This window comes from Vibrio furnissii CIP 102972 (assembly GCF_000176175.1).
Taxonomy (GTDB): domain Bacteria; phylum Pseudomonadota; class Gammaproteobacteria; order Enterobacterales; family Vibrionaceae; genus Vibrio; species Vibrio furnissii.
In genome coordinates, this window is the sequence record NZ_ACZP01000013.1 from 40,552 (window position 1) to 63,119 (window position 22,568).

General features: G+C 52.7%; 26 protein-coding genes. 20 read left to right on the top strand and 6 right to left on the bottom strand.

All coding sequences use genetic code 11. The features are described from left to right. Positions 1-16: 16 nt before the first annotated feature. Complete coding sequence (locus VFA_RS04255) at positions 17-607, bottom strand: TetR/AcrR family transcriptional regulator (RefSeq protein ID WP_038151387.1); 591 nt, start codon at positions 605-607, stop codon at positions 17-19. A gap of 170 nt (positions 608-777) precedes the next feature. Here VFA_RS04255 and VFA_RS04260 point away from each other — a divergent pair, with 170 nt between their 5' ends. Then, the gene (locus tag VFA_RS04260; RefSeq protein ID WP_004725062.1) at positions 778-1,653 is read left to right on the top strand and encodes a Tim44 domain-containing protein; all 876 of its coding nucleotides are present in this window, start codon (positions 778-780) and stop codon (positions 1,651-1,653) included. A 143-nt stretch (positions 1,654-1,796) separates the two neighbouring features. Beyond that, positions 1,797-2,114, top strand: a complete 318-nt coding sequence (locus tag VFA_RS04265; protein ID WP_004725063.1) for a DUF1244 domain-containing protein — start codon at positions 1,797-1,799, stop codon at positions 2,112-2,114. A 102-nt stretch (positions 2,115-2,216) separates the two neighbouring features. On the opposite strand, the gene VFA_RS04270 is transcribed toward VFA_RS04265, so the two are convergent. From VFA_RS04270 to flgA, 5 genes are all read right to left on the bottom strand, one after another. Continuing rightward, positions 2,217-3,074: an AraC family transcriptional regulator gene (locus VFA_RS04270; RefSeq protein WP_004725064.1), complete on the bottom strand. Its 858-nt coding sequence runs from the start codon at positions 3,072-3,074 to the stop codon at positions 2,217-2,219. Positions 3,075-3,176: 102 nt separating this feature from the next. Further along, positions 3,177-3,821: a lytic transglycosylase domain-containing protein gene (locus tag VFA_RS04275; RefSeq protein WP_004725065.1), complete on the bottom strand. Its 645-nt coding sequence runs from the start codon at positions 3,819-3,821 to the stop codon at positions 3,177-3,179. Between the two features lie 68 nt (positions 3,822-3,889). Next, positions 3,890-4,333, bottom strand: coding sequence for a flagellar export chaperone FlgN (flgN, locus tag VFA_RS04280; RefSeq protein WP_004725066.1), 444 nt, complete (start codon positions 4,331-4,333; stop codon positions 3,890-3,892). 22 nt (positions 4,334-4,355) lie between these two features. Further along, the gene (gene flgM / locus VFA_RS04285; RefSeq protein WP_004725067.1) at positions 4,356-4,637 is read right to left on the bottom strand and encodes a flagellar biosynthesis anti-sigma factor FlgM; all 282 of its coding nucleotides are present in this window, start codon (positions 4,635-4,637) and stop codon (positions 4,356-4,358) included. 184 nt (positions 4,638-4,821) lie between these two features. After that, positions 4,822-5,523 carry a flagellar basal body P-ring formation chaperone FlgA gene (gene flgA / locus VFA_RS04290; protein ID WP_004725068.1) on the bottom strand — a complete coding sequence of 234 codons (702 nt, stop codon included), beginning with the start codon at positions 5,521-5,523 and terminating at the stop codon, positions 4,822-4,824. 175 nt (positions 5,524-5,698) lie between these two features. On the opposite strand from flgA, the gene flgB reads away from it, so the two are divergent. The 18 genes from flgB (at position 5,699) to VFA_RS04380 (ending at position 22,498) form a co-directional block, all read left to right on the top strand. Next, positions 5,699-6,061: a flagellar basal body rod protein FlgB gene (flgB, locus tag VFA_RS04295; RefSeq protein WP_004725069.1), complete on the top strand. Its 363-nt coding sequence runs from the start codon at positions 5,699-5,701 to the stop codon at positions 6,059-6,061. 2 nt (positions 6,062-6,063) lie between these two features. Beyond that, entirely contained in the window at positions 6,064-6,498 is a 435-nt protein-coding gene (gene flgC / locus VFA_RS04300; RefSeq protein WP_004725070.1) for a flagellar basal body rod protein FlgC, read from the top strand. Continuing rightward, on the top strand, positions 6,498-7,178 hold the full coding sequence (gene flgD, locus VFA_RS04305; protein ID WP_004725071.1) for a flagellar hook assembly protein FlgD: 681 nt from the start codon (positions 6,498-6,500) through the stop codon (positions 7,176-7,178). The genes flgC and flgD overlap by 1 nt, the downstream gene beginning before the upstream one ends. Positions 7,179-7,206: 28 nt before the next feature. Then, the gene (flgE, locus tag VFA_RS04310; RefSeq protein ID WP_004725072.1) at positions 7,207-8,403 is read left to right on the top strand and encodes a flagellar hook protein FlgE; all 1,197 of its coding nucleotides are present in this window, start codon (positions 7,207-7,209) and stop codon (positions 8,401-8,403) included. An 11-nt stretch (positions 8,404-8,414) separates the two neighbouring features. After that, positions 8,415-9,146, top strand: coding sequence for a flagellar basal body rod protein FlgF (locus VFA_RS04315; RefSeq protein WP_004725073.1), 732 nt, complete (start codon positions 8,415-8,417; stop codon positions 9,144-9,146). A gap of 27 nt (positions 9,147-9,173) precedes the next feature. After that, positions 9,174-9,959 (top strand): flagellar basal-body rod protein FlgG, encoded by a 786-nt coding sequence (flgG, locus tag VFA_RS04320; protein ID WP_004725074.1) that lies wholly within the window; start codon positions 9,174-9,176, stop codon positions 9,957-9,959. A gap of 29 nt (positions 9,960-9,988) precedes the next feature. Further along, entirely contained in the window at positions 9,989-10,660 is a 672-nt protein-coding gene (gene flgH / locus VFA_RS04325) for a flagellar basal body L-ring protein FlgH (protein ID WP_004725075.1), read from the top strand. Then, entirely contained in the window at positions 10,660-11,781 is a 1,122-nt protein-coding gene (locus VFA_RS04330; protein WP_004725076.1) for a flagellar basal body P-ring protein FlgI, read from the top strand. The genes flgH and VFA_RS04330 overlap by 1 nt, the downstream gene beginning before the upstream one ends. Before the next feature lie 9 nt (positions 11,782-11,790). Then, positions 11,791-12,315 (top strand): rod-binding protein, encoded by a 525-nt coding sequence (locus VFA_RS04335; RefSeq protein WP_004725077.1) that lies wholly within the window; start codon positions 11,791-11,793, stop codon positions 12,313-12,315. Positions 12,316-12,320: 5 nt separating this feature from the next. After that, a complete protein-coding gene (flgK, locus tag VFA_RS04340) occupies positions 12,321-13,694 on the top strand; it encodes a flagellar hook-associated protein FlgK (protein ID WP_004725078.1) in 1,374 nt (457 codons plus the stop codon). Between the two features lie 9 nt (positions 13,695-13,703). Next, a complete protein-coding gene (flgL, locus tag VFA_RS04345) occupies positions 13,704-14,603 on the top strand; it encodes a flagellar hook-associated protein FlgL (RefSeq protein WP_004725079.1) in 900 nt (299 codons plus the stop codon). 11 nt (positions 14,604-14,614) lie between these two features. Then, a complete protein-coding gene (locus VFA_RS04350; RefSeq protein ID WP_004725080.1) occupies positions 14,615-15,655 on the top strand; it encodes a hypothetical protein in 1,041 nt (346 codons plus the stop codon). Positions 15,656-16,435: 780 nt separating this feature from the next. Beyond that, complete coding sequence (locus VFA_RS04355) at positions 16,436-17,521, top strand: hypothetical protein (protein WP_004725081.1); 1,086 nt, start codon at positions 16,436-16,438, stop codon at positions 17,519-17,521. 142 nt (positions 17,522-17,663) lie between these two features. Further along, a complete protein-coding gene (locus VFA_RS04360; RefSeq protein WP_038150923.1) occupies positions 17,664-18,041 on the top strand; it encodes a hypothetical protein in 378 nt (125 codons plus the stop codon). A 655-nt stretch (positions 18,042-18,696) separates the two neighbouring features. After that, a complete protein-coding gene (gene kduI / locus VFA_RS04365) occupies positions 18,697-19,536 on the top strand; it encodes a 5-dehydro-4-deoxy-D-glucuronate isomerase (RefSeq protein ID WP_004725083.1) in 840 nt (279 codons plus the stop codon). 71 nt (positions 19,537-19,607) lie between these two features. Further along, entirely contained in the window at positions 19,608-20,597 is a 990-nt protein-coding gene (locus VFA_RS04370) for a TRAP transporter substrate-binding protein (RefSeq protein ID WP_004725084.1), read from the top strand. Between the two features lie 56 nt (positions 20,598-20,653). Next, the gene (locus VFA_RS04375; protein ID WP_004725085.1) at positions 20,654-21,181 is read left to right on the top strand and encodes a TRAP transporter small permease; all 528 of its coding nucleotides are present in this window, start codon (positions 20,654-20,656) and stop codon (positions 21,179-21,181) included. 9 nt (positions 21,182-21,190) lie between these two features. Further along, positions 21,191-22,498 (top strand): TRAP transporter large permease, encoded by a 1,308-nt coding sequence (locus VFA_RS04380; protein ID WP_004725086.1) that lies wholly within the window; start codon positions 21,191-21,193, stop codon positions 22,496-22,498. The last annotated feature ends 70 nt before the right edge of the window (positions 22,499-22,568 follow it).

Here is a 22,568-nt window from a genome sequence, read left to right on the forward strand (position 1 = left end):
CGCCTTTCCTTAATAATTACCAGTTGGCCAGATAGTTAGAGAGTAGATCTTCGATGAGTGCTTTGCCATCGATGGGCTCAGATGCAAAGAACTTATCGTCCACACTCAGCAGCGTGATGCCGTGGACGCCTGACCACAATACGCGGCTGGTGCGCAGGATTTCACTGTCGGAACGCTGCGGCGCAATCACTTTCAGCAACCCTTCCAGCATGCTGGTCATCGTGTCGATCCGTTCAGCTTGCCATTCTGGCAGCTCTTCGCCATTCATGTTGTGTTCGAAAATCAGTTGCCAGCGGTGTGGGTTCTTTTGCGCGAAATCGTGGTAGCAGTAGGCGAGTTTGTACAGCGCTTGCTCGGGGTCTTTGCCGTGACAAACGACCGCTTTCGCTTCGCTGGAGAGTTCATCGAGCGTCTGAGCAACCACATGAAGTAGTAACAAATTGTAATTGCCAAAAACGTTCACCAACGTGCTCGGAACATAACCAATCATGGTTGCGATCTTACGCAGGCTCAGTTCGTGGTAGGAATGGCTACCCAGGAATTCCTTCACGGTTTTCAGCGTTAAAGAGACCAATTCTTCACGGGTGTGGTCATTTCGTCTTGCCATGATCATGTGTGCTTAATGAACGATGTTCGATATTCTAATTAGCCTGCTATTGAGCGTCAACTCAGAACCCTGCAATATTCTGATACATGTCGATAAATGCAAAGTGTTTGATTGTCATATTGAAGCCGCTATGATGACCCCGTATTAAAGTAAGGCTTCTAAGGATAACTATGAAACGTCTGTTTTCACTTGTGGCTCTGGTGATGGTTTCTGTTGCGTTTACCCCGATGGCGGACGCTGCCAAAAAATTTGGTGGTGGTAAGTCGTTTGGTAAAAGCTACAAAACTGCACCTGCACAGCAAAAACAAAACACCAATACCCTGAAACAACAAGACACTGCGAAAACAGCGCAAAGCTCGACCAAAAAAGGATTGATGGGCGGCCTGCTTGGCGGTCTGCTGGCGGGTGGCCTGTTGGCAGCCTTCTTCGGCGGCGCCTTTGAAGGGATCCAGTTCATGGATATCCTCATCATCGGTTTGATTGCGTTTGTGATCTTCAAGTTGATGCGTGGTCTGCTTGGCGCCAAGCAGGGCAGTATGAATCAGCACCAACAGCAGCAGCCAGCGTTTGGCGGAATGAACCGCAACACGTTTGAGCAGCCAAATGTTCACAACTTCGAACAGCCTCAAAACAGCGGCGGTTTCGGCAGCCAAATGCAAAGTGATGTACCACATAACTACCCAGACGGCTTTGACCGCGTGGCGTTTGTCAACGGTGCACGTGAACACTACCGCATTCTGCAAGGCGCATGGAACCACAACCAGTTGGAGACCATCGAAGAGTACGTGTCACCGAGCCTGTTTGAAGATTTGAAAGCAGAGCGCGCGAAGATTGACACCGATCCGCAAACGGACGTGATGTACGTCGACGCTGAGATTGTGCGCGCCGACTACGATGCCAACAAAGCGCAGTTGAGCCTGCAATTTAGCGGCCGCTACCGCGACCCAAGCGAAGATCTCGAAGAGAACATCGACGATATCTGGCATCTGGAACGCGACCTGACCACGCCAAATGCGCCGTGGTTGATCGTTGGTATCCAAGGCTAAATCGCCACGCCCTTGAATAAAAACGCCCAAGCCTGTCTTGGGCGTTTTGCTATCTGCGTGATATAACAGAGGCACTCAACGACATTTTAATCCTCCGGCAGCGCTGATTCAGAGCTTCCGGGCAAGAACGAAAGGAAAGTCACGTGGCCGAATTCAAATACAAAAATCTGACTCAGGAAGAACAGGACAAAATCGATGCGGCGGTCTTTCGTCGTCTGCTGGCGCATCTCGATGACAACAAAGATGTGCAGAACATCGACCTGATGATACTGGCGGGCTTCTGCCGTAACTGTTTCTGCAAATGGTATGAGTCGGAAGCGAAAGAGATGGGGCTGGCGCTGAACATCGACGATGCCCGCGAGCGTGTGTACGGCATGACGTACGATGAGTGGAAAACCAACCATCAGCCGAAAGCGACTCCTGAGCAACTGGCAGCGTTTGAAGCGCGTCAGAAGAAGTAATGCGAAAGCCGCCATTTCTGGCGGCTTTTTCTTTTCTATCCAGCAGCAACTGACCATTCGTTTTAATATCAGTCACTTCAATGTCAGTCGCTTCTGCGCAAGCTACTTCAACGGCAGATAGATGTCGGTCTGCAAGTCACACTCATCCACTTCGTGAATCAGATTCAGATAGTGGAAGAAGCATGGGTAATCACGCAGCTCTTCACCGCTTTGCGGTAACCAGTCGCGATACAGCGCGTACACACTCTGACTGATCGCATCATGGCTGCCGTGATGGCGCAGCACTGCGCAGCGTCCGGCCGGAATAGCGCCATTTTTCACGCCGTAGTCATTGTCTTTGACGGGCTGGCTGACGCTGCCAGCGATATCAAAGCGAAACAGCGCAGGCTCGGTTTCGTTGGGATCACTGTAAGGAATGCCGTAGGTGGCGCTGGTGGTCACCGGCGATTCACCACTGGCGCGTCGCCAGGCAATAAACTGCGCGGCGGTATCGAGCACCTGCTCGGGGGCACCACAATGTTCGATGTAGGCGATGCGGGTTTCGGCAAAATGAATAATGTTCACGTCCACAAGGTTGACTCCTTTTGCGGGGATTTCAAATTGAAATTGCGAGTGCCATTGCTGCCACTCAGGCTGATTTCTAAAACCGGACGGAGACTGACCAAACGTGCGTGCAAAGGCTCGGGCGAACGCTTCAGGGCTGTCGAATTGAGCTTCCAGCGCAATATTCAGTACGCTGATGCCAGGTTCAAACGCCAGTCGGTAAGAGGCCCGCTTGAGCCGCGCCAAGGTGAGATATTTGGCGGTGCCTACGCCGATCTGCGCTTTGAACATGCGGTGAAAGTGGTACTTGGAACAGTGCGCCAGCGCGCTCAGTTGTTCAAGCGACAACTCGTCATCCAGATGGCGCTCGATGTAGTCACACACGCCTTGTATCCGCGAATGCAGCGAATGGGTCATCACATTTCTAATCCTGTTTGAGAAAACAAAGCCATGGTCGCATTCAGGGCCGTGAAGATCCTGACCGAAATTGCGCACTTTGCGCCAAGCTCGCTTGAAGTCTTACAACTTAACCAGTGGCGGCAGTGGTTGCAAATTGATCAGTGCCTGACGGGTGATGGCCGGTTGGCTGCTAAACAGCATCAGCGGCTGGAAGGCGGCGTGGTTGAGCGCCGTAACATCAATCAACTGGGTGAGGGCGTAAAAGCGCTGCACATACTGGCGGGTTTCTTGGGGCAGTGACAGGCGATGAAACTCACGACTGCCTGCGCGTTGAATGGCGCGCGCGACCCGTCCTTCACCAGCATTGTAAGCCGCGAGCGTTAACGCTAGGTCGCCGCCGAATTTGCGGTGTAAAAACGCCAGATAGTTCAGCGCCGCATCGGTGCTGGCGAACACATCCAAACGTTGATCGTTCGGGGCGGTTTGCAAACCGTAACGCTGGGCGGTGGCCGGCATCAATTGCCACAATCCGCGCGCGCCGGCGTGAGAAATCGCATTCGGGTCAAACGACGATTCCAGCATCGGCAGCAGCGCCAGTTGCTGTGGCAGCTTTTTATGGTCTAACTGATTGAAAATATGCGCCAGTAGCGGCTGATAGGTCTCCAGACGTGACTCAATCTGACGTTGATAGGGCGACAGCAGGGCGCGCTGCGAGGCAATCGCGTCATCCAACGAGCGTGCGGTGGTGTGAGCACTCAACAGCAATAAAAGGAAGCTCCCTGTCAGCCGGTACAACTTGGAGTGGGATTGATGGCATAACAGGGAGCGTAATTTCATATCGCGTCGGCGATGCGTTCTTCGTAGGTCGGTGACGGCTGGGTCAGTTCGCTCAGCAGTTCATGGAACGTGGCGGAGCTCAGACCGTTATCCTGATTGAGGCGCTGACATTGCTGAATCAATACATTCAGCACCTGCCATTGTTTTTCAATTCGTGTTCGTAAGCTGGCGGGCAGCGCACTGAACAGGCGTAACACGCCTTTGTCGCTGTTGGGCAGCGCTAAGCGTTGTAAGCATTGCGTTCTGTGCGACGCATTGCGGTGCAGTTGGTTCAGCACCGGTACTTGCTGGCGAATGTTTTTGCCCAGCGCGTCGCCGTTAAATTGCAGATACAGCGCTTTTTGCTCGGTCAGCAGCGTATGCAACTGGCGATAAAGCTTCAGATCTTCACTAATGGTGAACATAAAACTTTGCATCAGTTGTCCGCGGTTCGAGGCCATGATCTGCTCCTTGCGTGGCGGTTTATTCGTGTCCGGTGTGGAATTGCATCAGCGCCTGAGACAGCGCTTTACTGTCGAGGCTTAACTCGCCGCGCGCCAGTGCAGCGCGCACTTGTTCCACTTTTGCCATATCGACATCCGGCAGTGCCGCCAGTTCTGCCTGTGCTTTTTCCAGTGCCACGGTATTGGCATTCAGCGCGGGCTCGCTCACAGACGTGGCTTGGCTTGGCGCAACGGTTTTTTTGCTTGCTTGCTGGAATGTGGTGTGTGGGACGTGGCCGCCCGAGACCTTATCAATTTTCATCAGCTTGATGTCCTCAATCTTCGTCGTCACTGGTAACAGGCGACCAAGAGCAGGGCAGAGTTAAATGCACAAAGCGAATTTGTGCAAAAAAATGAATGACTGAAAGTTTGTACTCGAAATCCGGGGCGGATTTCGAGCGCCACAATGAAAAAGTGTTACCTTCAGTCAAAATTTGCAGCCTGAATCAGAACTGAGTGTGCACCTGATTCAGCCCGGTCACCACGGCGTGCACCACGCTTTGCGAGGCGCTGTTTTGCACTTCAATTTGATCCCCGCGCCCGCCATCTTCCAAGGCGACGCCTTTGGTGCTGGCATTCACCCCGTCTTTCGCGGCGATGATCACCACCTGATTGCCCTTGATGACCAACGGTGGCTTGCTGACTAAGGTCGGGTCGAGAATTTGTCCGGCGCGCAGGCGGCGGTTGACTTCCAATCCACTCGCTTCATCGATGCGGGTGAAAAAATCATCCTGACGCGTGAGGGTGCGGTCTTCCAGTGCCAGCATGGAAGGTTCTAAGCGCCCGCCACGTGCCAGCGCCGTTTGCGTGACGACCACCGGCAGGGTGAGCGACGCTTTGATGGTGACGTTCATGCGCCATGCGGTATCGCCTTCCTCGCAACGCACCATGCGTTTGAGATGGCCGACGGGCAGCAGTTGGTTATCACGCCCAGTGACGATCAGCGGCGCCTGACATTCCGGCAGGTGACTGGCTGCGCCCGGAATCCAGAGTTGCCACTGCGCTTGGTACGGCGGCCATTCGCGCTGCGCCGCAAGCTGAGCGATTTCCTCGTCGAGCGAGGCTTGTACCGCGTGGCGAATCTGCATTTCTGAGCGATTTTCCTGCGCCGCGGCTGGCAGTGCCAACAGCAACGCCAGCATCAGCATCACGTTCCTCCGCGCAGAGGAAAAAATCGTTTCCCCTTGGCGTAATCGCGCTTCCGATAGGCGGAAGTTGCGTTTCCTTTCTGATTTATAAGTCATTGTTTTTTAATTGAATAATTTTATGGCATGCATCTTGTTTCGTCTAAACGCACCTTGAGCCGACTTGTAAGGAACAGACATGGCCATTTCATTTGAAACCGCGTTAGGCGTTCACCCGGAGGCACTGAATTTTCGCGTTCAGCGTACCAAAGTCCTCGCGAGCAACCTAGCAAATGTTGACACCCCGGGATACCTGGCCAAAGACCTGACATTTAAAACCGTCATGAGTACGGCCGGTAACCGCGGCGTCAATCCGGGCATTCCGGAATGGCAGGTGGAATCTCAATATTCGATTCCTTACCAGAACAGCAAAAACGGCAACACCGTTGAGCTGGGGGTCGAGCAAGCCAAGTTCACGCAGAACAACATGGATTTTCAAACCAGCCTGACATTTCTCAATATGAAATTCAACGGCTTAGCGAAAGCGATTGAGGGACGTTAATCATGCCTTTTACTGATATTTATTCGATTGCCGGTTCGGCGATGACCGCGCAGACCGTTCGTCTGAACACGGTCGCGAGTAACCTGGCGAACGCCGATGCTGTGTCGGCCAATCCGGACGACGCCTACCGCGCGCTGAAACCGGTCTTCGCCACGGTGTACAACAAAAGCCAACTGGCAACCGGCGATAACGTGTATCCGAGTGCGGAAGTGCGCATTGTCGACGTGGTGCAGAGCGCGGGTCAGGCGGAAAAGCGTTTTGAGCCGCACAACCCGTTGGCCGATGGCGATGGCTACGTGTACTACCCGGATATCGACGTGGTGGCGGAAATGGCCGACATGATGTCCGCGACGCGCAGTTTTGAAACCAACGTCGAAGTGCTAAGCAACGTGAAAAGCATGCAGCAAGGGCTGCTCAAACTGGGGCAGGGTAGCTGATGAGCATCGCACAATACACCGCCTTGTCGGGTGATACGTCCGGCAGTGCAACCACCACCAACACCGGCATCAGCAGCAATGGTTTAGATGCCAACGATTCGACCTCGCTACAAAACGAATTCATCTCGTTGATGGTGGCGCAAATTCAAAACCAGGATCCGCTGAACCCGCTGGATGGCACCGAATACGTGGGCCAGCTCGCGCAATTTTCTCAGGTGCAGAGCATGGAGAACATGTCGAGCCTGATGCAAAACAGCATGGTGCTGCTCGACAACATGCAAGTGCTGTCGACCGCGGGTCTGGTTGGTCAGACGGTTTACGTCTCCGGGAACGAATTTGAACTCACCGACGCACCGCAAAGCGGCAAAGTGGCACTCGATTACGCATCCAGCCAGGTCAATCTGGTCATCGCGGATGAGTTCGGTCAAACCACTAAGCTGCCACTGGGCGCGCATCCGGCGGGCGATGTCGATTTCACCATCGATCCAGAAGCGCTGGGCCTAAAGCCCGGCAACTACACCGTCAGCGTCGAAGTACAGGACGGTCAGTCGTCACCGAATGTATTGCTGGCCGGCACGGTTGAACAAGTGCGCATTCCCAGCACTGGCGGTTCGGCCATGGTGAACATTGCCGGTGTCGGCAGCGTGCCTTTCTATCAAATCACCCAATTTGGCGCCTAAACCCAAACAAGGAAACAGAGGTTAATTTATGAGTTTTAATATTGCTCTCAGCGGCTTGGATGCAACCAACACCGAACTGAACACCATCAGCCATAACATTGCCAACGCATCGACTTACGGTTTTAAAGGCGCGCGTACCGAATTCTCTGCGGTGTACAATGGCATGCAGCCGGGCGGCGTGGAAGTGGCGTCGATTTCGCAGAACTTTGATAAGAATGGCTCCGTGACCGGTACAGGCCGTGCCATGGATTTGGCGATCAACGGCAGCGGCTTTTTCGTCACCAAAGACAGCATGGGCCAAACGCTGTATACCCGTTCGGGCGTGTTTGGCACGGATAAAGACAACTACGTGGTCGGCAACACCGGCGCCAAGCTGCAAGGTTACAGCGTGGATGGCAGCAACAATCTGTTGAGCGGCTCGGTGGGCGACATCAAGATCAGCACTTCGTCGCTGTCGGCCAAAGCGACCGACTCACTGGAATTTGTTGCTAACTTTAACGCCAGTGCGGACGCGATTGACCAGACGGTGTACCCGTTTGATCCGGCCGATCCGAATTCATTCAACTCCTCTTACACCTCCAAAGCGTACGACTCGCTGGGCAACAGCCACACGGTGACGCAGTACTTCACCAAAACCGCGGACAACACCTGGGAAGTGAACGTGCAGGTGGACGGCGCGGCGACAGCAAGCGCCACAGTGCCAGTGACGTTCAATACCGACGGCACACTGAGCTCGCCAACTGGCAGTTTTAACGTCGCGTTTCCAGCCGCAGGCGCCAATGCGATGAGCATTGATGTCAGCCTGACGGGCAGCACTCAGTTTGGCGCCGACTTTGGCGTCAGCACCAACAATCCGAACGGTTACACCTCTGGTGAGTTGGCAGGCGTGCGCGTGGAAGGCAATGGCATGGTTTACGCCACCTACACCAACGGTGAATCACAGCTGCAAGGTCAGGTGGTGTTGGCGAACTTCGCTAACCCACAAGGTCTGGCCAAAGTGAGCGGCACCGCGTGGACGCAAAGCTTCAGCTCTGGTTCGCCAACGGTCGGTGTACCGGGTACCGGCACATTGGGCGATTTAACGCCGGGTGCACTGGAAGGATCGAACGTTGACCTGACCAGCGAACTGGTGAGCCTGATGACCGCGCAGCGTAACTATCAGGCCAACGCCAAAACCATCTCGACCGAAGACAAGCTGACTCAAGCGCTGTTTAACGCGATCTAACGGAGCCGACGATGGATAGTTTGCTGTTTACCGCCACCTCCGGCGCGAGCCGGGTTCTCAAAGCGCAGCACGTGCGTTCGAACAACTTATCGAACGCCGATACCGCGGGTTTTCGTGCGGATATGGAACGCGTGCGCAGCGTGCCGCTGCAAGGTTCGGGTTTCGATGGCCGCACCATGGTGGTCACCAACTCGGCCGCAACCCGTTTTGACACCGGTGATGTGGTGAAAACCGGACGTCCGCTCGATGTGGCCGTGATGGGCGACGGTTACCTGACGGTGCAAACCCCGGAAGGCGGCGAAGCCTACACCCGCGCGGGCAATATCGCGGTGGATGTGAATGGCGCGCTGAGCATCAACGGTTTTGCGGTCATGGGCGAGAACGGCGCGTTAGTTCTGCCGGATTTTCAGAAAGTGGAAGTGAGTGAACGCGGCCGCATTTCGGTGATTCCGCCGGGCGGCGGCGCTGAAATTGAAGTCGGTACGCTCAAGCTGGTGAAAGCCAACGACAACCCCCTGCAAAAAGAGAGCGACAGCCTGCTGCACACGGTGGATGGCGTGCCGCTCGCGGCGGACAACAGCGTGCAACTGGCACCGGAACACATCGAAGGCAGTAACGTTTCCGCGATTGATGAACTGCTGAATGTGATGTCACTGACGCGCAACTTCGAAATGCAGATCCGCATGATGAAAACCGCAGAAACGTTGGCGCAAGCCGGAAACAAATTAATGAGCGCACGTTAAGCGCTCGACCAATAAGGAGAGACTCCGATGCATTCAGCATTATGGGTAAGCAAAACCGGGATGGCGGCACAAGACACCAAAATGACCGCCATTTCCAACAACCTGGCGAACGTCAACACGGTCGGCTTTAAGCGTGACCGCGTGGTGTTTGAAGACCTGTTCTACAGCATTCAGCGTCAGCCGGGCGCACAGGTCGATCAGGTCAACGAGCTGCCAACCGGTGTTCAGTTGGGGAGCGGTGTGCGCGTGGTCGGCACCCAGAAAGTTTTCACTCAGGGCAACACGCAAAATACCGGTCAGGATTTGGATCTGGCGGTGATGGGTCAAGGCTTTTTCCAGATTGAAAACTCAGACGGCCAGATCATGTACAGCCGTAACGGCCAGTTCCACGTCAACTCGGAAGGCTTAATGGTGAACAGTCAGGGCCTGCCGCTGCAACCGCAGATTCAGGTGCCGGACGATGCGATTTCGCTGTCAGTCGGCGTCGATGGCACGGTGACCATCACCACAGCCGCTGACTCCACACCGCAGGAACTCGGTCAGATCACGCTGGCAAAATTCATCAACCCGGCCGGTCTGGAAGCGCTGGGCGGTAACTTGTTCCGTGAAACCGAAGCCAGTGGCGCAGCCGATGAGCTGATTGCCGGTGAAGATGGCGTCGGCAGCATTAAACAAGGTGTGCTGGAAGGCTCCAACGTGCAGGTGGTGGAAGAGATGGTCGACATGATCACCACGCAGCGCGCCTACGAAATGAACGCCAAAGTGGTCTCGGCCGCCGATGACATGCTCAAGTTTGTAGCGCAGTCGGTGTAAGGATGAATCAAGCGATGAAGGAAAGAGTGATGGCAAAGTTGAGCAAAGTCGGGCTGCTGAGCGTGCTGATTCTGGCCGGATGTGCCGGACGGGACGAATTCACACCGCCGTCTCCGGATGAAGAAAAATACGGCCCGCCAACGCTGGATTACTCTCTGCCTGCTGCACAGTCGGGCAGCCTTTATCGCCATCAATACGCGATGACCCTGTTTCAGGATCGCCGCGCTTACCGCGTGGGCGATGTTCTGACGGTGCTGTTGGCGGAAGAAACCCAGTCGAAGAAAAGCGCCGATACCCAGTACGGCAAAACGTCCAGTGTCGGGCTGAGCGCGCCGGTGGTCGGCGGGAAAACGGTCGACAAACTGGCGGCCTCGATTGACGGCGATCGCAGCTTTGACGGCAGCGCGTCCAGCTCACAAGGCAACAAGCTGGAAGGGGCGATCACCGTGACGGTCAGCGAAGTGCTGCCCAACGGCGTGATTCGTATTCGCGGCGAAAAATGGATTCGCCTCAATCAGGGCGATGAGTTCATTCGTCTGACCGGCATTGTGCGGGTGGACGACATCAGCCGCAACAATCAGGTCTCTTCGCAGCGCATCGGCGATGCGCGCATTACCTATTCAGGCCGCGGCGCACTGGCAGACAGCAACGCGTCCGGCTGGCTCACTCAATTCTTCAACAGTCCATGGATGCCATTTTGATGAAACAACGCAACACCTTCTTCACCACGGTTTTGCTGGCGCTGACGCTGGGGCTTGCAACCACCGCCAAGGCGGAAGTGGAAATTCCGATCATGGATTTGGTCGATGTGCAGGGGATTCGTGAAAACCAACTGGTGGGTTACGGTTTGGTGGTGGGCCTTGACGGTCAGGGCGATCGCAATCAGGTCAAATTCACTGCCCAATCCATCACCAACATGCTGCGCCAGTTCGGGGTGCAGATTGATGAATCCACCGACCCGAAACTGCGTAACGTGGCCTCGGTCAGCGTGACCGCGACCGTCGACCCGATGGCAGGTCCCGGTCAGACGCTCAACATCGTGGTCTCCTCAATTGGTGATGCCAAAAGCTTGCGCGGCGGCACACTGCTGCTGACGCCACTGCGCGGTATCGACGGCGAAGTGTACGCCGTGGCGCAGGGCAACGTGGTGGTCGGCGGCGTGTCGGCTGAAGGTCGCAGCGGCTCTAAAATTGCGGTCAACACACCGACGTCCGGCCGCATTCCGAATGGCGCGACGCTGGAGCGCGAAATTCCGACCGACTTTAACGATCGCGACACCGTGACGCTCAACCTGCGCGAGCCAAGCTTTACCACCGCGAAAAACATCGCGCGTGAAATCAACGACACCTTTGGCCCGCAAGTGGCGGTTGCCATCAACAAAGGCCGCGTCGAAATGCGCGCGCCGAAAGATACTCAGCAGCGCGTGACCATGATGTCGATGCTGGAAGAGATGAGCGTGATGGAAGGCCGCAAGCCAGCCCGCATCGTGTTCAACTCGCGCACCGGTACGGTGGTCATCGGGAAGAACGTCAAAGTCGGTCAGGCGGCGGTCAGCCACGGCAACCTGACGGTGAGCATCACCGAATCGCAACAGGTCAGCCAGCCGAACGCGTTTGCCAGCGGCGATACCCAAGTGGTCGATCAATCCCAAATCGACATCAACGAAGACAACGCGCAGATGGTGATCTGGCCGGAAGGCACGGAACTCAACACCATCGTGAATGCGGTCAACAGCCTCGGGGCAACACCGACCGATTTGATGTCGATTTTACAAGCCTTGCATGAAGCAGGGGCGCTCAACGCAGAGTTAGTGGTCATCTAAGGAGCAGAGATGAAGATTGATACGGGAAGCGACAGCAGTTCAGTAAATTCAGTGCTGTATCACGACAACAACGCGCTGGCGAACATCAAGAACGCCGCCGACAAACACGCCGCGCTGGAAACCGTGGCCGGTCAGTTCGAGGCAATGTTTCTCCAACTGGTGCTGCGCCAGATGCGTAGTTCCAGCGATGTGATGGCCGATGAAGACAGCCCGTTTAACAGCAAGCAGCAGGGCGTATTCCGCGACATGTACGACGGCCAGTTAGCGATTGAGATGGCGAAAAAGCAGCACTCCGGCATTGCCGATATGCTGGTCAAACAGCTCAGTCCGGTGGTCGATGGTGCGGGCTCCAATGTGGTCGAACTGGCCGCGGCGGCGGAACGGGTATCACACAATCGCAGCACCGCCCCCAATCCAGTTAACCATGCAGTAAATAATGCCGCCAATGCGGTCGCCTCTCTTTCTCAGGAAACCACCAAAGTGGCGGTGACGAATGCTTTTAGTCAGCCACTGATTAGACCTTTGGAGCGATAACGGACATGAACCTCGTCAACATTGCCTTAAGCGGACTCAACGCCAACCGTGTCGCACTCGATGTGACGGCGCAGAACGTCGCCAACATCAATACGCCGGGATACAGCCGCCAACAGGCGCTGATGGCCTCAGTCGGTGGTGCGAAATACGACAATCTGAGTGCAGGCATGGGGGTAGAAGTGACCAGTATTCGCCGAGTCACCGATCAGTTTCTGGTGAAGCAAACCTGGTCGACTGGCAGCGTGGCGTCTTACGCGTCGCGTTACACCAGCAGCATGAGCTATCTGGAAAACACGCTCGGCGCCGACGGCTTTAGCCTCTCTGCCGGGCTGGATAACCTGTTTGCGGCGCTGCACGATGCAACGTCCAAACCGGAATCGGTGCCGCTGCGCCAACAAATCATCAATGAAGCGGAAGCGCTGTCGCGCCGTTTCAACACGCTGACCGAGTCGATGTACAACCAACACAAAGACATGAATGATCAGCGCACGGCCGCCGTCGCGCAGGCGAACAGCGTGATGGCCAACATCGCCGAAGTGAACAAACAAATCGTCGAGCTAAAAGGCACCGGCGGTAACCCGGCGCAGCTGATGGATACCCGTGACGCGCTGGTGGGCGAACTGGCGAAAATCGTCGAAGTGAAAACCACCGATCAAGCCGACGGCAGCATGCAAGTCACCCTGACATCCGGCCAGCCGCTGGTGATGGGCAGTGAACATGGCACGCTGAAAGCGATTCCCGATCCGAGCGATGCCTATCTCGCGACCATGCAAGTCGAATTTGGCAAGCAGAGCTTCGCCATTCCTGGCGATCTCGGTGGTGAGCTGGGTGCGATTAACGAATATCAAACCGACGTGCTCAAGCCGTACATGACGGCACTCAACGACATGGCGCAATCCATGGCCGATTCGTTCAATACCGAACTGGCGCTGGGTTTGGATCTCAACGGCCTGCCGGGGAAGGCGCTGTTTAGCTACGATCCGGCCAACCCGTCATCGAGCCTTACCATCACCGACATCACGCCGAACGAACTGGCACTGTCGGGCGACGGCAATCCGGGTAACAGCGACAACCTGACGGCGCTGATCGCCATCAGCAATCAGGCGTTCTCGATCAGCGGTTTTGGATCGTTGTCGCTTAACGATGCGTTTACCGGCATGGTCGGTGAAGTGGCCATCAAAGCGCGTCAGGCCGATTCCGATTATCAGGCCAAAAACAGCATGAACGAGCAAGCGGTCGCTGCGCGCGACAACATCAGCGCAGTCAACAGCGATGAAGAAGCGGCCAACCTGATGACGTTTGCCAACGCACATAACGCCAACATGAAAGTGATCAGCACTGCGAATCAGCTGTTCGATTCTGTACTGCAATTATTCTAAGGAAAGGCCATGAGAATCAGCGATACCCAATTTAGCCAGATGATGCTGCAAAGCTTGCAGCTCAACAACGCCGGCCTTGGCAAAGTGATGCAGCAGATGTCGACGGGCGATCGCCTGACCAAGCTTTCGGACGATCCGATGGCGTCGATCAAACTGCTGAACCTTGACCGTGAAGGCAGCGCGATTGAGCAGTATCAGGCCAACATCGCCAACGTAAAAACCACATTGTCGAGTCAGGAAGTGTATTTAGATTCCGTCAACGAAAGCCTGAAAAGCATTCGTGAACGGGTGTTGTGGGGCGCCAACGGCACCATGACCACCGACGATCGCGAAGGCATCGTGACGGAGCTGAAAAGCCTGCGCGATTCGATTGCGTCATCGTTCAATGCGCAGGACGAAGAAGGCCACTTTCTGTTTTCCGGCACCGCAACCAGCACTGCCGCGCTGGATAACTCCGGCGGCAGCTATGTGCTGCAAGGCAACAGCGACAAACGTGTGGTGACGGTGGCCAAAGGCGTGACTATGGAATCGAACATGACCGCGCAGGACATTCTTGACTTGGGCGGCGGCAGCAATGTGCTCAACACGCTGGATGCGTTGATCAGTGAGTTTGAGGCTCCGACCGCCAACTTTCGTACCGAAGTGGACAATACGTTAGCCGCCGTCGACAGCACGCTCAACAACGTGTTGGCGGCGATGACCGAAATCGGTGGCCGTCACAATAACCTTGATCTGCTCGACAGCGCGCACGGTGACAACAAACTGTTTGTCGACAAAGTCACCAGCGATCTGTCGGCGCTGGATTACGGCGAAGCCTCGGTGCGTTTAAGCAATTACATGGCCGCGCTGCAAGCGACGCAGGCGAGCTATGTGAAAATCGACGACCTGTCGCTGTTTGACCGAATCTAGGAATTTTCAGTATGGTAATGAGCACAGTGGAAGTTCGTCCACACGGCATTCGATTGACCGGACAGGAGCAGGCCAGCATTACGCCGTCGCGCTCCTCCGATTCGGCCCGTTTACCGGCCAGACCAACCCGCGCGCTTCAGGCTGACACCACGTCAGCCTATTCTGTTTCTGGCGTCCTGCTGACTCAAGGGCAACAACAAGCCACTTCGGTGCAAATCGCCTCTAAATCGCTGCAATTTGTCGGCAAAGAACTCACCACCATCAAACGGGGTCTGACGCAGGCGATGACGCAAGGCGCCGACAATGTGCCGAACCTGAAAGAGACATTAACCCGTTCCAAAATGACCATTGAAGCGGTGCTCGATCAGGCGCGGTTTGATGGTCAACGCGTGGTGGATAACGAGCTGAATCTGAAACTCGACCGCGCTGATATTCGCCGCTTCTCGATTCCGGGGCTGAACGTCAACCGCCTCAAGGAGAAAGCCGAGCAGATTCGTCTCGATTTCCCGCAAGGCAATTCGGTGATGATTCAGTTTGATGGTCAGTCGGATGGCAGTAAAACGGTCAAAATGTTGGATCGCAGCCTGATCCCGCTTGGGATGCGCGCCAGCGTGACGCAAGATGGCACCATTGTGTTTGAAGCCAAAGAGTCGGCGTACAAACAGATGAAGCAAAAGGTGATGGTGACAGGGCAAGGCCACCGTTTCCCGGCCGGGCAAGCCAACACACTCAACCTCAAATCCGAACCGGACGGCATTGCCGAGCTGCGCTTTGATTTAAGCTCGCGTGATGGTATCAAGCAGGGCATTGCCAAGGTCAACCAGCATTTGGCGCAGGCGCAAACCAGTCTGGAGCAGGCGCGCCAATACCACAGCGAACTCAATACCCAAATGCAGACGCTGCGCAGCCAGACACGTCTGCTGTCGAGTGAGCAAACCACGGAGAAACTGACGCAGTTTCATGCGGCGGCGGAGCAGTTTTCGTCGACTTATCAGGCGTTGAACGCGCAGGCGAATGTGCGTCGTCATACGGTGGTGGCGTTATTGCGGTGAGTTGCTGATTTTTTGTGGGTGCTTAAGGGAGAAGGCCATCGTTTGATGGTCTTTTTTTGTTTTGGGGAATGGGAATTTGTTGGTGATGGTTGGCCGGGGTTTGGAATTTATTGAGTGGTTTGTCGCGTTTTAGCTTAAGGGATATATGAGGCTGCGGTGTGACGCGCCAGTCACTCTTTGCTGGCACAAAGAGTAACCAGAAAGTGCCTTGGGTTTGTTGTCGTAGGCCGGGACGGTTTTAGGCGTTCTCGACGCCGAAAACCTAAAAATTCATCCATGAATTTTTCCCTATGGATGAGGGGGATAGGGCGTTTCGTTGGTGTTGCATGGGAGATCGTTGCGGTATGTGCGGGATGACTGTTTTGTTATTTGAGGTTTGTCGCGTTTTGGTTTTAGGGAAATAGGAGGCTTGCGGTGTGACGCGCCAGTCACTCTTTGCTGGCACAAAGAGTAACCCGAAAGTGCCTTGGGTTTGTGGTTGTAGGCCGGGATGGTTTTAGGCGTTCCCGACGCCGAAAACCTAAAAATTCATCCATGAATTTTTCCCTGTTGATAGGCTAGTCGGTAGTTTGTTTGGTGTTGCATGGCGTTTGATACATTCGGCACGTTTTGTCGGTTGGAGCTTTGACTGGTTGGTATTAGTGACTGATGATGTACGTCGTTTTGTCCGATGTTAAATAGACTGATTCTGTGTTTTGTTTGAGAGCTACTATAGATATGGTCTGTTTAATAACGGCAGTTATGTAATTTTTAGATTCAATTAATCGAAATGGGTAGGAAATGAACGAGCAAGTTTCTGTAAGTGCTGAAGATATCGTACTTGAACGCTTGAAGCAAAATCAGCAAAAAAGCGAATACAACGACGGAGTACAAAGGCTTTTAGCTGTATTGACTGTATTTACTATAATGTTAGGAGTATTTTTTTGGTTTCAAACAGAGATAGTAGCATCGACTTTTAGTTATCAATATTCTAGTGAGTATTCTTCTGATACTGCCAAAAGAGAGGTGATTGATAATATAAAAGTTTTAGCTGGTTTTCTTTTGCTTTTTTCAACAGTGTTTGTTTCTTATCTATTTATGGTTGGATTCAACCCCCGAAACTTGCGCAGAAGAAAGGCAAATAAAGAAGAGCAAGAGTTTGATATAAATGAAAAAAATGAGATTATCAAACTATTGGGAACTTTATATGCCGCTATTGAGAGAGGGAAGCTTGAAAGTGCACTTTCAGAACAAGAACGAGATCAAGTTATTTCAACTATAAGTAAAACAGTTGAGACTCAGCTTAACGCTAGTTTATTGGAAATGATCGAAAGTAAGTATGGAAGTGTCGTGTATCGAGACAAATTGGCTGATAAAGCTGAGAGGTTACTTAACAGTACTATATCGCGCCTCGAATCATACAATGAAGACCTCAAAAAGAAAGCTTCAGTAAATTTAATTTATGGCATTGCCTCGACTATCGGAGCAATCATGCTTTTAGTTTTTGTGCTAATGAATACACAAGCACCAGAGACAAAATCTCAAATTGACACAGTATTTTATTATACTTCTAGGTTCTTTTTAGTGTTGCTCGTTCAAGGTGTCTCCATCTTTTTCCTGAACTTATATAAATCTACGTTGAGCAATATTCTTTATATTAACAATGAGATTACAAACCACGAGTCAAAGAGAGATGCTTTAGTTATGTCTATAAACGGGAATAATGAAGATAATTTGGCCTCTGTATTAGTTGGTTTATCTTCAACAGAAAGGAACTTTATTTTGAAAAAAGGTGAATCATCGATTTTTGATAGCCGTGTTCAATCTGTTGAAACCCCAATTCCAACTAAAGTAGTAGCTGATTTGATCAAAAGTATTGGGAAATAAATACATAACAAACGCATTAAGACGGATTCGCAACACGTGGCATTTTTACCATGCGTTGGTTTTAGTGATTTAAGTGGTGTCCGGAAACATCACATTGCGTTGCTCACAACTTAAGCGGGCGTTATGTTGAAAGGAAACTAGGATGAAAGAAATAGACCCTTGGGAAAATAATTCCGTTACGAGTAAGAATAAAATTTGGTTTGTTATCGTTCTGACTGTTCTCACCTTGTACGTTGTCTTTGGGGACAAAACACAAGATGAAACTAAAAATAGCGATGTAGCAGTTAAAAGGAATGATTCAATAAAAGAACAGCCTTCACAAAGTTCGATTGAGCAATGTAGAGAAAATATTAGTACCGCCACCCATTATAAGAAGGATCGTCTTGGATATATTGGTGTGGATAAGGGGAATATATCGATGACATATTTGAATGATTTTGGCAAGGCCTATAAATTCAAGTGTGTTGGAAATAGTGTCAAGTTATATGCAGAAGGCTCTGATTCGTGGATAGTAATGTAGTACCGACATAACAAACTGTTTAAGAGAAATTCCCAACGCGTGGTATTTTTACTGTGCATTGGGGTTTTTCTCTCCAGTGCAGTCTCTATGTCTGTCTTTGTCTCCACAATGAAATCAGCTTTGTTATTGAATCCCTTTTCACTAGGGAAAAATTCATGGATGAATTTTTAGGTTTTCGGCGTCGGGAACGCCTAAAACCGTCCTGGGCCACAGCCAAAAATCCAAAGGCATTTTCTGGTTACTCTTTGTGCCAGCAAAGAGTAACTGGCGCGTGACAAACCAAGCTTCGTGATTCGATAACGTTAAAACGCGTCAAATCGCTACCATTTTAAGTCAAATCACTGCCATTTCAATCAAACAGTCGTAATTGTTGGCAAACAAAAGCAGTAAGACGGATTCGCAACGCGTGACGCTACCCACATCAACAATAATTCCTTCCCCAAAGGCCATCCATCGATGGCCTTTTTTGTGTCTGTCGTTCCGATTTACCTGTTGCTTTCTTAACCAAGTGGTCATTTTTTGTCATACTTCAAAAAAATAAACGCCGTTTCAATAATTATGATCGATTCGATCACAAATGATTTTATCTCATATATAAATGATATTGATCAAATATGAATGAGTGTTAGGCTACTTCCAACACCAGGAGGTTTCCATGCACACCAATTACAACAGCAATCCTTTGGATGCGAAAACGTACGATACCGACCGCTTGCGCGCGGAGTTTCTGACGGAAGAATTATTTAGAAACGACGAAATTACATTGGTTTACAGCCATATCGACCGTGTGGTGGCGATGGGCGTCAGCCCGGTTGAGCGTACGTTAAAACTGAATGACTTTGTCGATACCAAAGCCTTTGGCGTTGAGTTCTTCTTACAGCGTCGCGAGTTGGGCGTGGTGAACTTGGGTGGTGCGGCGACGGTGAAAACGGCGGCGCAGGAATATACGCTCAATCACCTTGATGCCCTCTATTTAGGGCTGGGCGAGCAGGATGTGGAATTCACCTCGCTGAATGCAGCAGAGCCCGCCGCGCTTTACTGCCTGAGCGCGCCGGCGCATCACACGTATCCGTCTCGCACCATTTTGCGTGAGCAAGCCCGCCATGTAGAGCTGGGGAGCAGCGAAAACGCCAACGCGCGCACCATTACGCAATACTTGCATCCCGTTGTACTGCCAACCTGCCAGTTGTGCTTGGGCGTGACGCATCTCAAGCCGGGCAGCGTGTGGAACACCATGCCCGCGCACACCCACGAGCGCCGAATGGAAGCGTATCTCTATTTCAATGTTGCACCGCAACAAGTGGTTTTCCATTTTATGGGCGAGCCACAAGAAACCCGTCATATCGTTGTTCGCGACAAGCAGTTGGTTCTGTCACCCAGCTGGTCGATTCACTCCGGTTGTGGCACGCAAAACTACAGCTTTGTGTGGGGCATGCTGGGCGAAAACCAGACGTTCGATGATATGGATTTTGTGGATATGAACACCATCCGCTAACCCCACATAACAATACTAAGACAAGACCAAGCACAGAGAACAATCACTGTACCTTACATGGAGTAATCAACATGCTGATGAACAAATCACTGAAAATTGCCACACTCGCTGCCGTTGTTGGATCTGCTTTAGGGTTTTCCAGCCTCGCGTCTGCGGCGACGGAAATCAAAGCGGCGTTTAACCAATCTGACAAACACCCTCAATATCAGGCGCTGCAAGAGTTTGGTCAGAAACTGAGCCAAGAAACCGATGGCCGTTACAAGCTGACGATTTATCCGAACGAGCTGCTGGGCGACCAACGTGCGGCGCTGGAACTGGTGCAAAACGGTGCGATTCAAATGGCCGTGGTCGCGAACCCGCTGGTGGAAAATTATGACAAAACGTTCCGCATGATCGGCATGCCGTATGTGTACAGTGGCCCGTCGCATCAGGAAAAAGTGTTTACATCCGGCGTATTGGATGATCTGTTTGCTTCCACGCAGCGTTTTGGCTTTGAAGTGCTCACCGCCTACACCGCAGGCGCGCGCAGCATGTACACCAAAGGCGCACCAACGGAAACCATCGCCGACATGAAAGGCAAGAAAATCCGCGTGATGCAATCCGACACCATGATCAAAATGCTGTCGTGCATGGGCGGAACGGGCGTGCCGATGAGCCAAGGTGAAGTGTATACCGCGGTTCAGCAGGGCGTGTTGGATGGCGCGGAAAACAACGAAATCACCTATGCCGACCTGAAACAGTACGAAGTCGCGCCTTACTTTACTGCGACGCGTCACCTGATGGTGCCGGACTTGGTGGTGATCAGCAGCTACTTCATCAACAGCATGCCGAAAGAAGACCAGGCGACGCTGCGCCGCCTTGCCAAAGAGAGCACACCTAACGAATTCAAACTGTGGAATGCGCAAATCGAACAAGCGAAAGCATTAGCGTCTTCGAAAGGGGCGACCTTCACCGAAGTCGATATCACGCCATTCCAGCAAAGCTGTCAGCAACTACAAAGCGATCTGGCGGAAACTGCCGCTCAGAAAACGCTGCTAGAGAAGATTGCCGCGCTGCAATAAGCCGTTTGAACGTTTTAGGGCCGGAGTGCGCTTCGGCCCTGTCAGGGTGAAAAAATATGTCAGAACAGCAAAAGCACGGCTTGATTGCGAAAGTCGACACCTTAAAACATTGGGTAGATAAACTGCTGTCGTGGATCTGCATCGCCATTGTGGCCTCAATGACGCTCTTGGTGACGTATCAGGTGGTGGTTCGCTACCTGTTTAACAGTCCGAGCGCGGTGAGCGAAGTGTTGTCGCGTTACCTGTTTATCTGGTTGATCTTATTTGGATCAGCGTATGTGTTTGGCCTCAAAGAGCACATGGCCATCAATTTTGTAAAACAAAAATTTGCCGAGAAAACCCAGATCGTGCTGGAGATGTTGATCGAGCTGGTCACGGTGGTGTTCGCGATTTCAATCATGATCATCGGCGGTTACAACAGTTCAGTGCGCCAAATGTGGCAAATGGACTCAGCGCTGCAAATTCCCATGGGCGTGATTTATGCGGCGATTCCTATCAGTGGCGCGTTGATGGTGTTTTATTTCCTCTACAACGAAATGCACCTGTCGATTCGACTCAAACAACTCATTCAGACCAACTCGTAGGAGCCTAGGATGGATTTAGCTCTCACAGCGTCGCTGATTATGTTTTGTGGCGTGATTTTCTTCTTGGTGATTGGTGCGCCAATTGCGATCAGCGTCGGGATTTCTTCGTTCGCGGCCATGCTGGTGATTCTGCCGGGGCAGGGCGCGATGGTGACATCGGCGCAGCGGATGTTTGTCGGCTTGGACTCGTTTGCTTTGCTGGCGATTCCGTTCTTTATTCTCGCCGGCAACATCATGAACAACGGCGGTATCGCGATACGGCTGATTAACTTCTCCAAAATTGTCAGCGGCTTCTTTCCGGGCTCGTTGGCGCAAACCAACGTGGTGTCGAACATGCTGTTTGGTTCGATCAGTGGTTCGGGCGTGGCGTCGGCCGCAGCGGTCGGCGGCATCATGTCTCCGATTCAGAAAAAAGAAGGTTACGACACCGCATTCAGCACCGCAGTGAACATTGCCTCGGCACCAACGGGCATGTTGATTCCACCCAGCAACACCTTGATTGTGTACGCGACCGTGGCGGGCAGCGTGTCGGTTTCGGCGCTGTTTATGGGCGGTTATGTGCCAGGCATTTTATGGGGCTTGGGCGTGATGATTGTGGCGGGCATTATGGCTAAACGCCGCGGTTACATCGCCAAAAACAGCATGACGATAAAAGACTGCGTGAAAGTGACTATGGACGCGATTCCGAGCCTGTCGCTCATCATCGTGGTAATTGGCGGGATTCTTGGCGGCATCTTTACCGCGACGGAAGCCTCGGCGATTGCGGTGGTCTACTCGCTGTTTCTCAGCCTTTGTTATCGCGCGCTGGATTTACGTAAGCTGCCAGAAATCTTCCTCAATACCGCGAAGATGTCGGCAATTGTTATCTTCATGCTAGCAACGTCTTCGATTATGTCGTGGGTGATGGCGTTTACGCAGATCCCGGGCATGATCGCCGATGGGCTGATGTCGCTAACCGACAACCCGATCATCATTTTGCTGATCATCAACTTGGTGCTGCTGTTTGTCGGTACGTTTATGGACCCAACGCCCGCGGTGCTGATCTTCACGCCAATCTTCCTGCCGATTTGTGTCAGCTTGGGGATGGATCCGGTGCAGTTTGGTATTTTGCTGGTGTTTAACCTGTCGCTGGGCACCATCACGCCGCCGGTTGGGCCGATTCTGTTTACCGGCTGTAAAGTCAGCGGGATCAGCATCGACCACGTCATCAAAACGCTGCTGCCGTTCTTCTTGGTGATTGTGTTTGTATTGGGCTTGGTCACGTACATTCCGGCCATTTCCATGACGCTGCCAGAAATGATGGGGCTGATTAAATAAACCCTGAGCAAGCACTCATGGTGTGGGTGCTTGCCGTTGAACAAGCGCGGCGTGCAATAGCGGCCGCGCG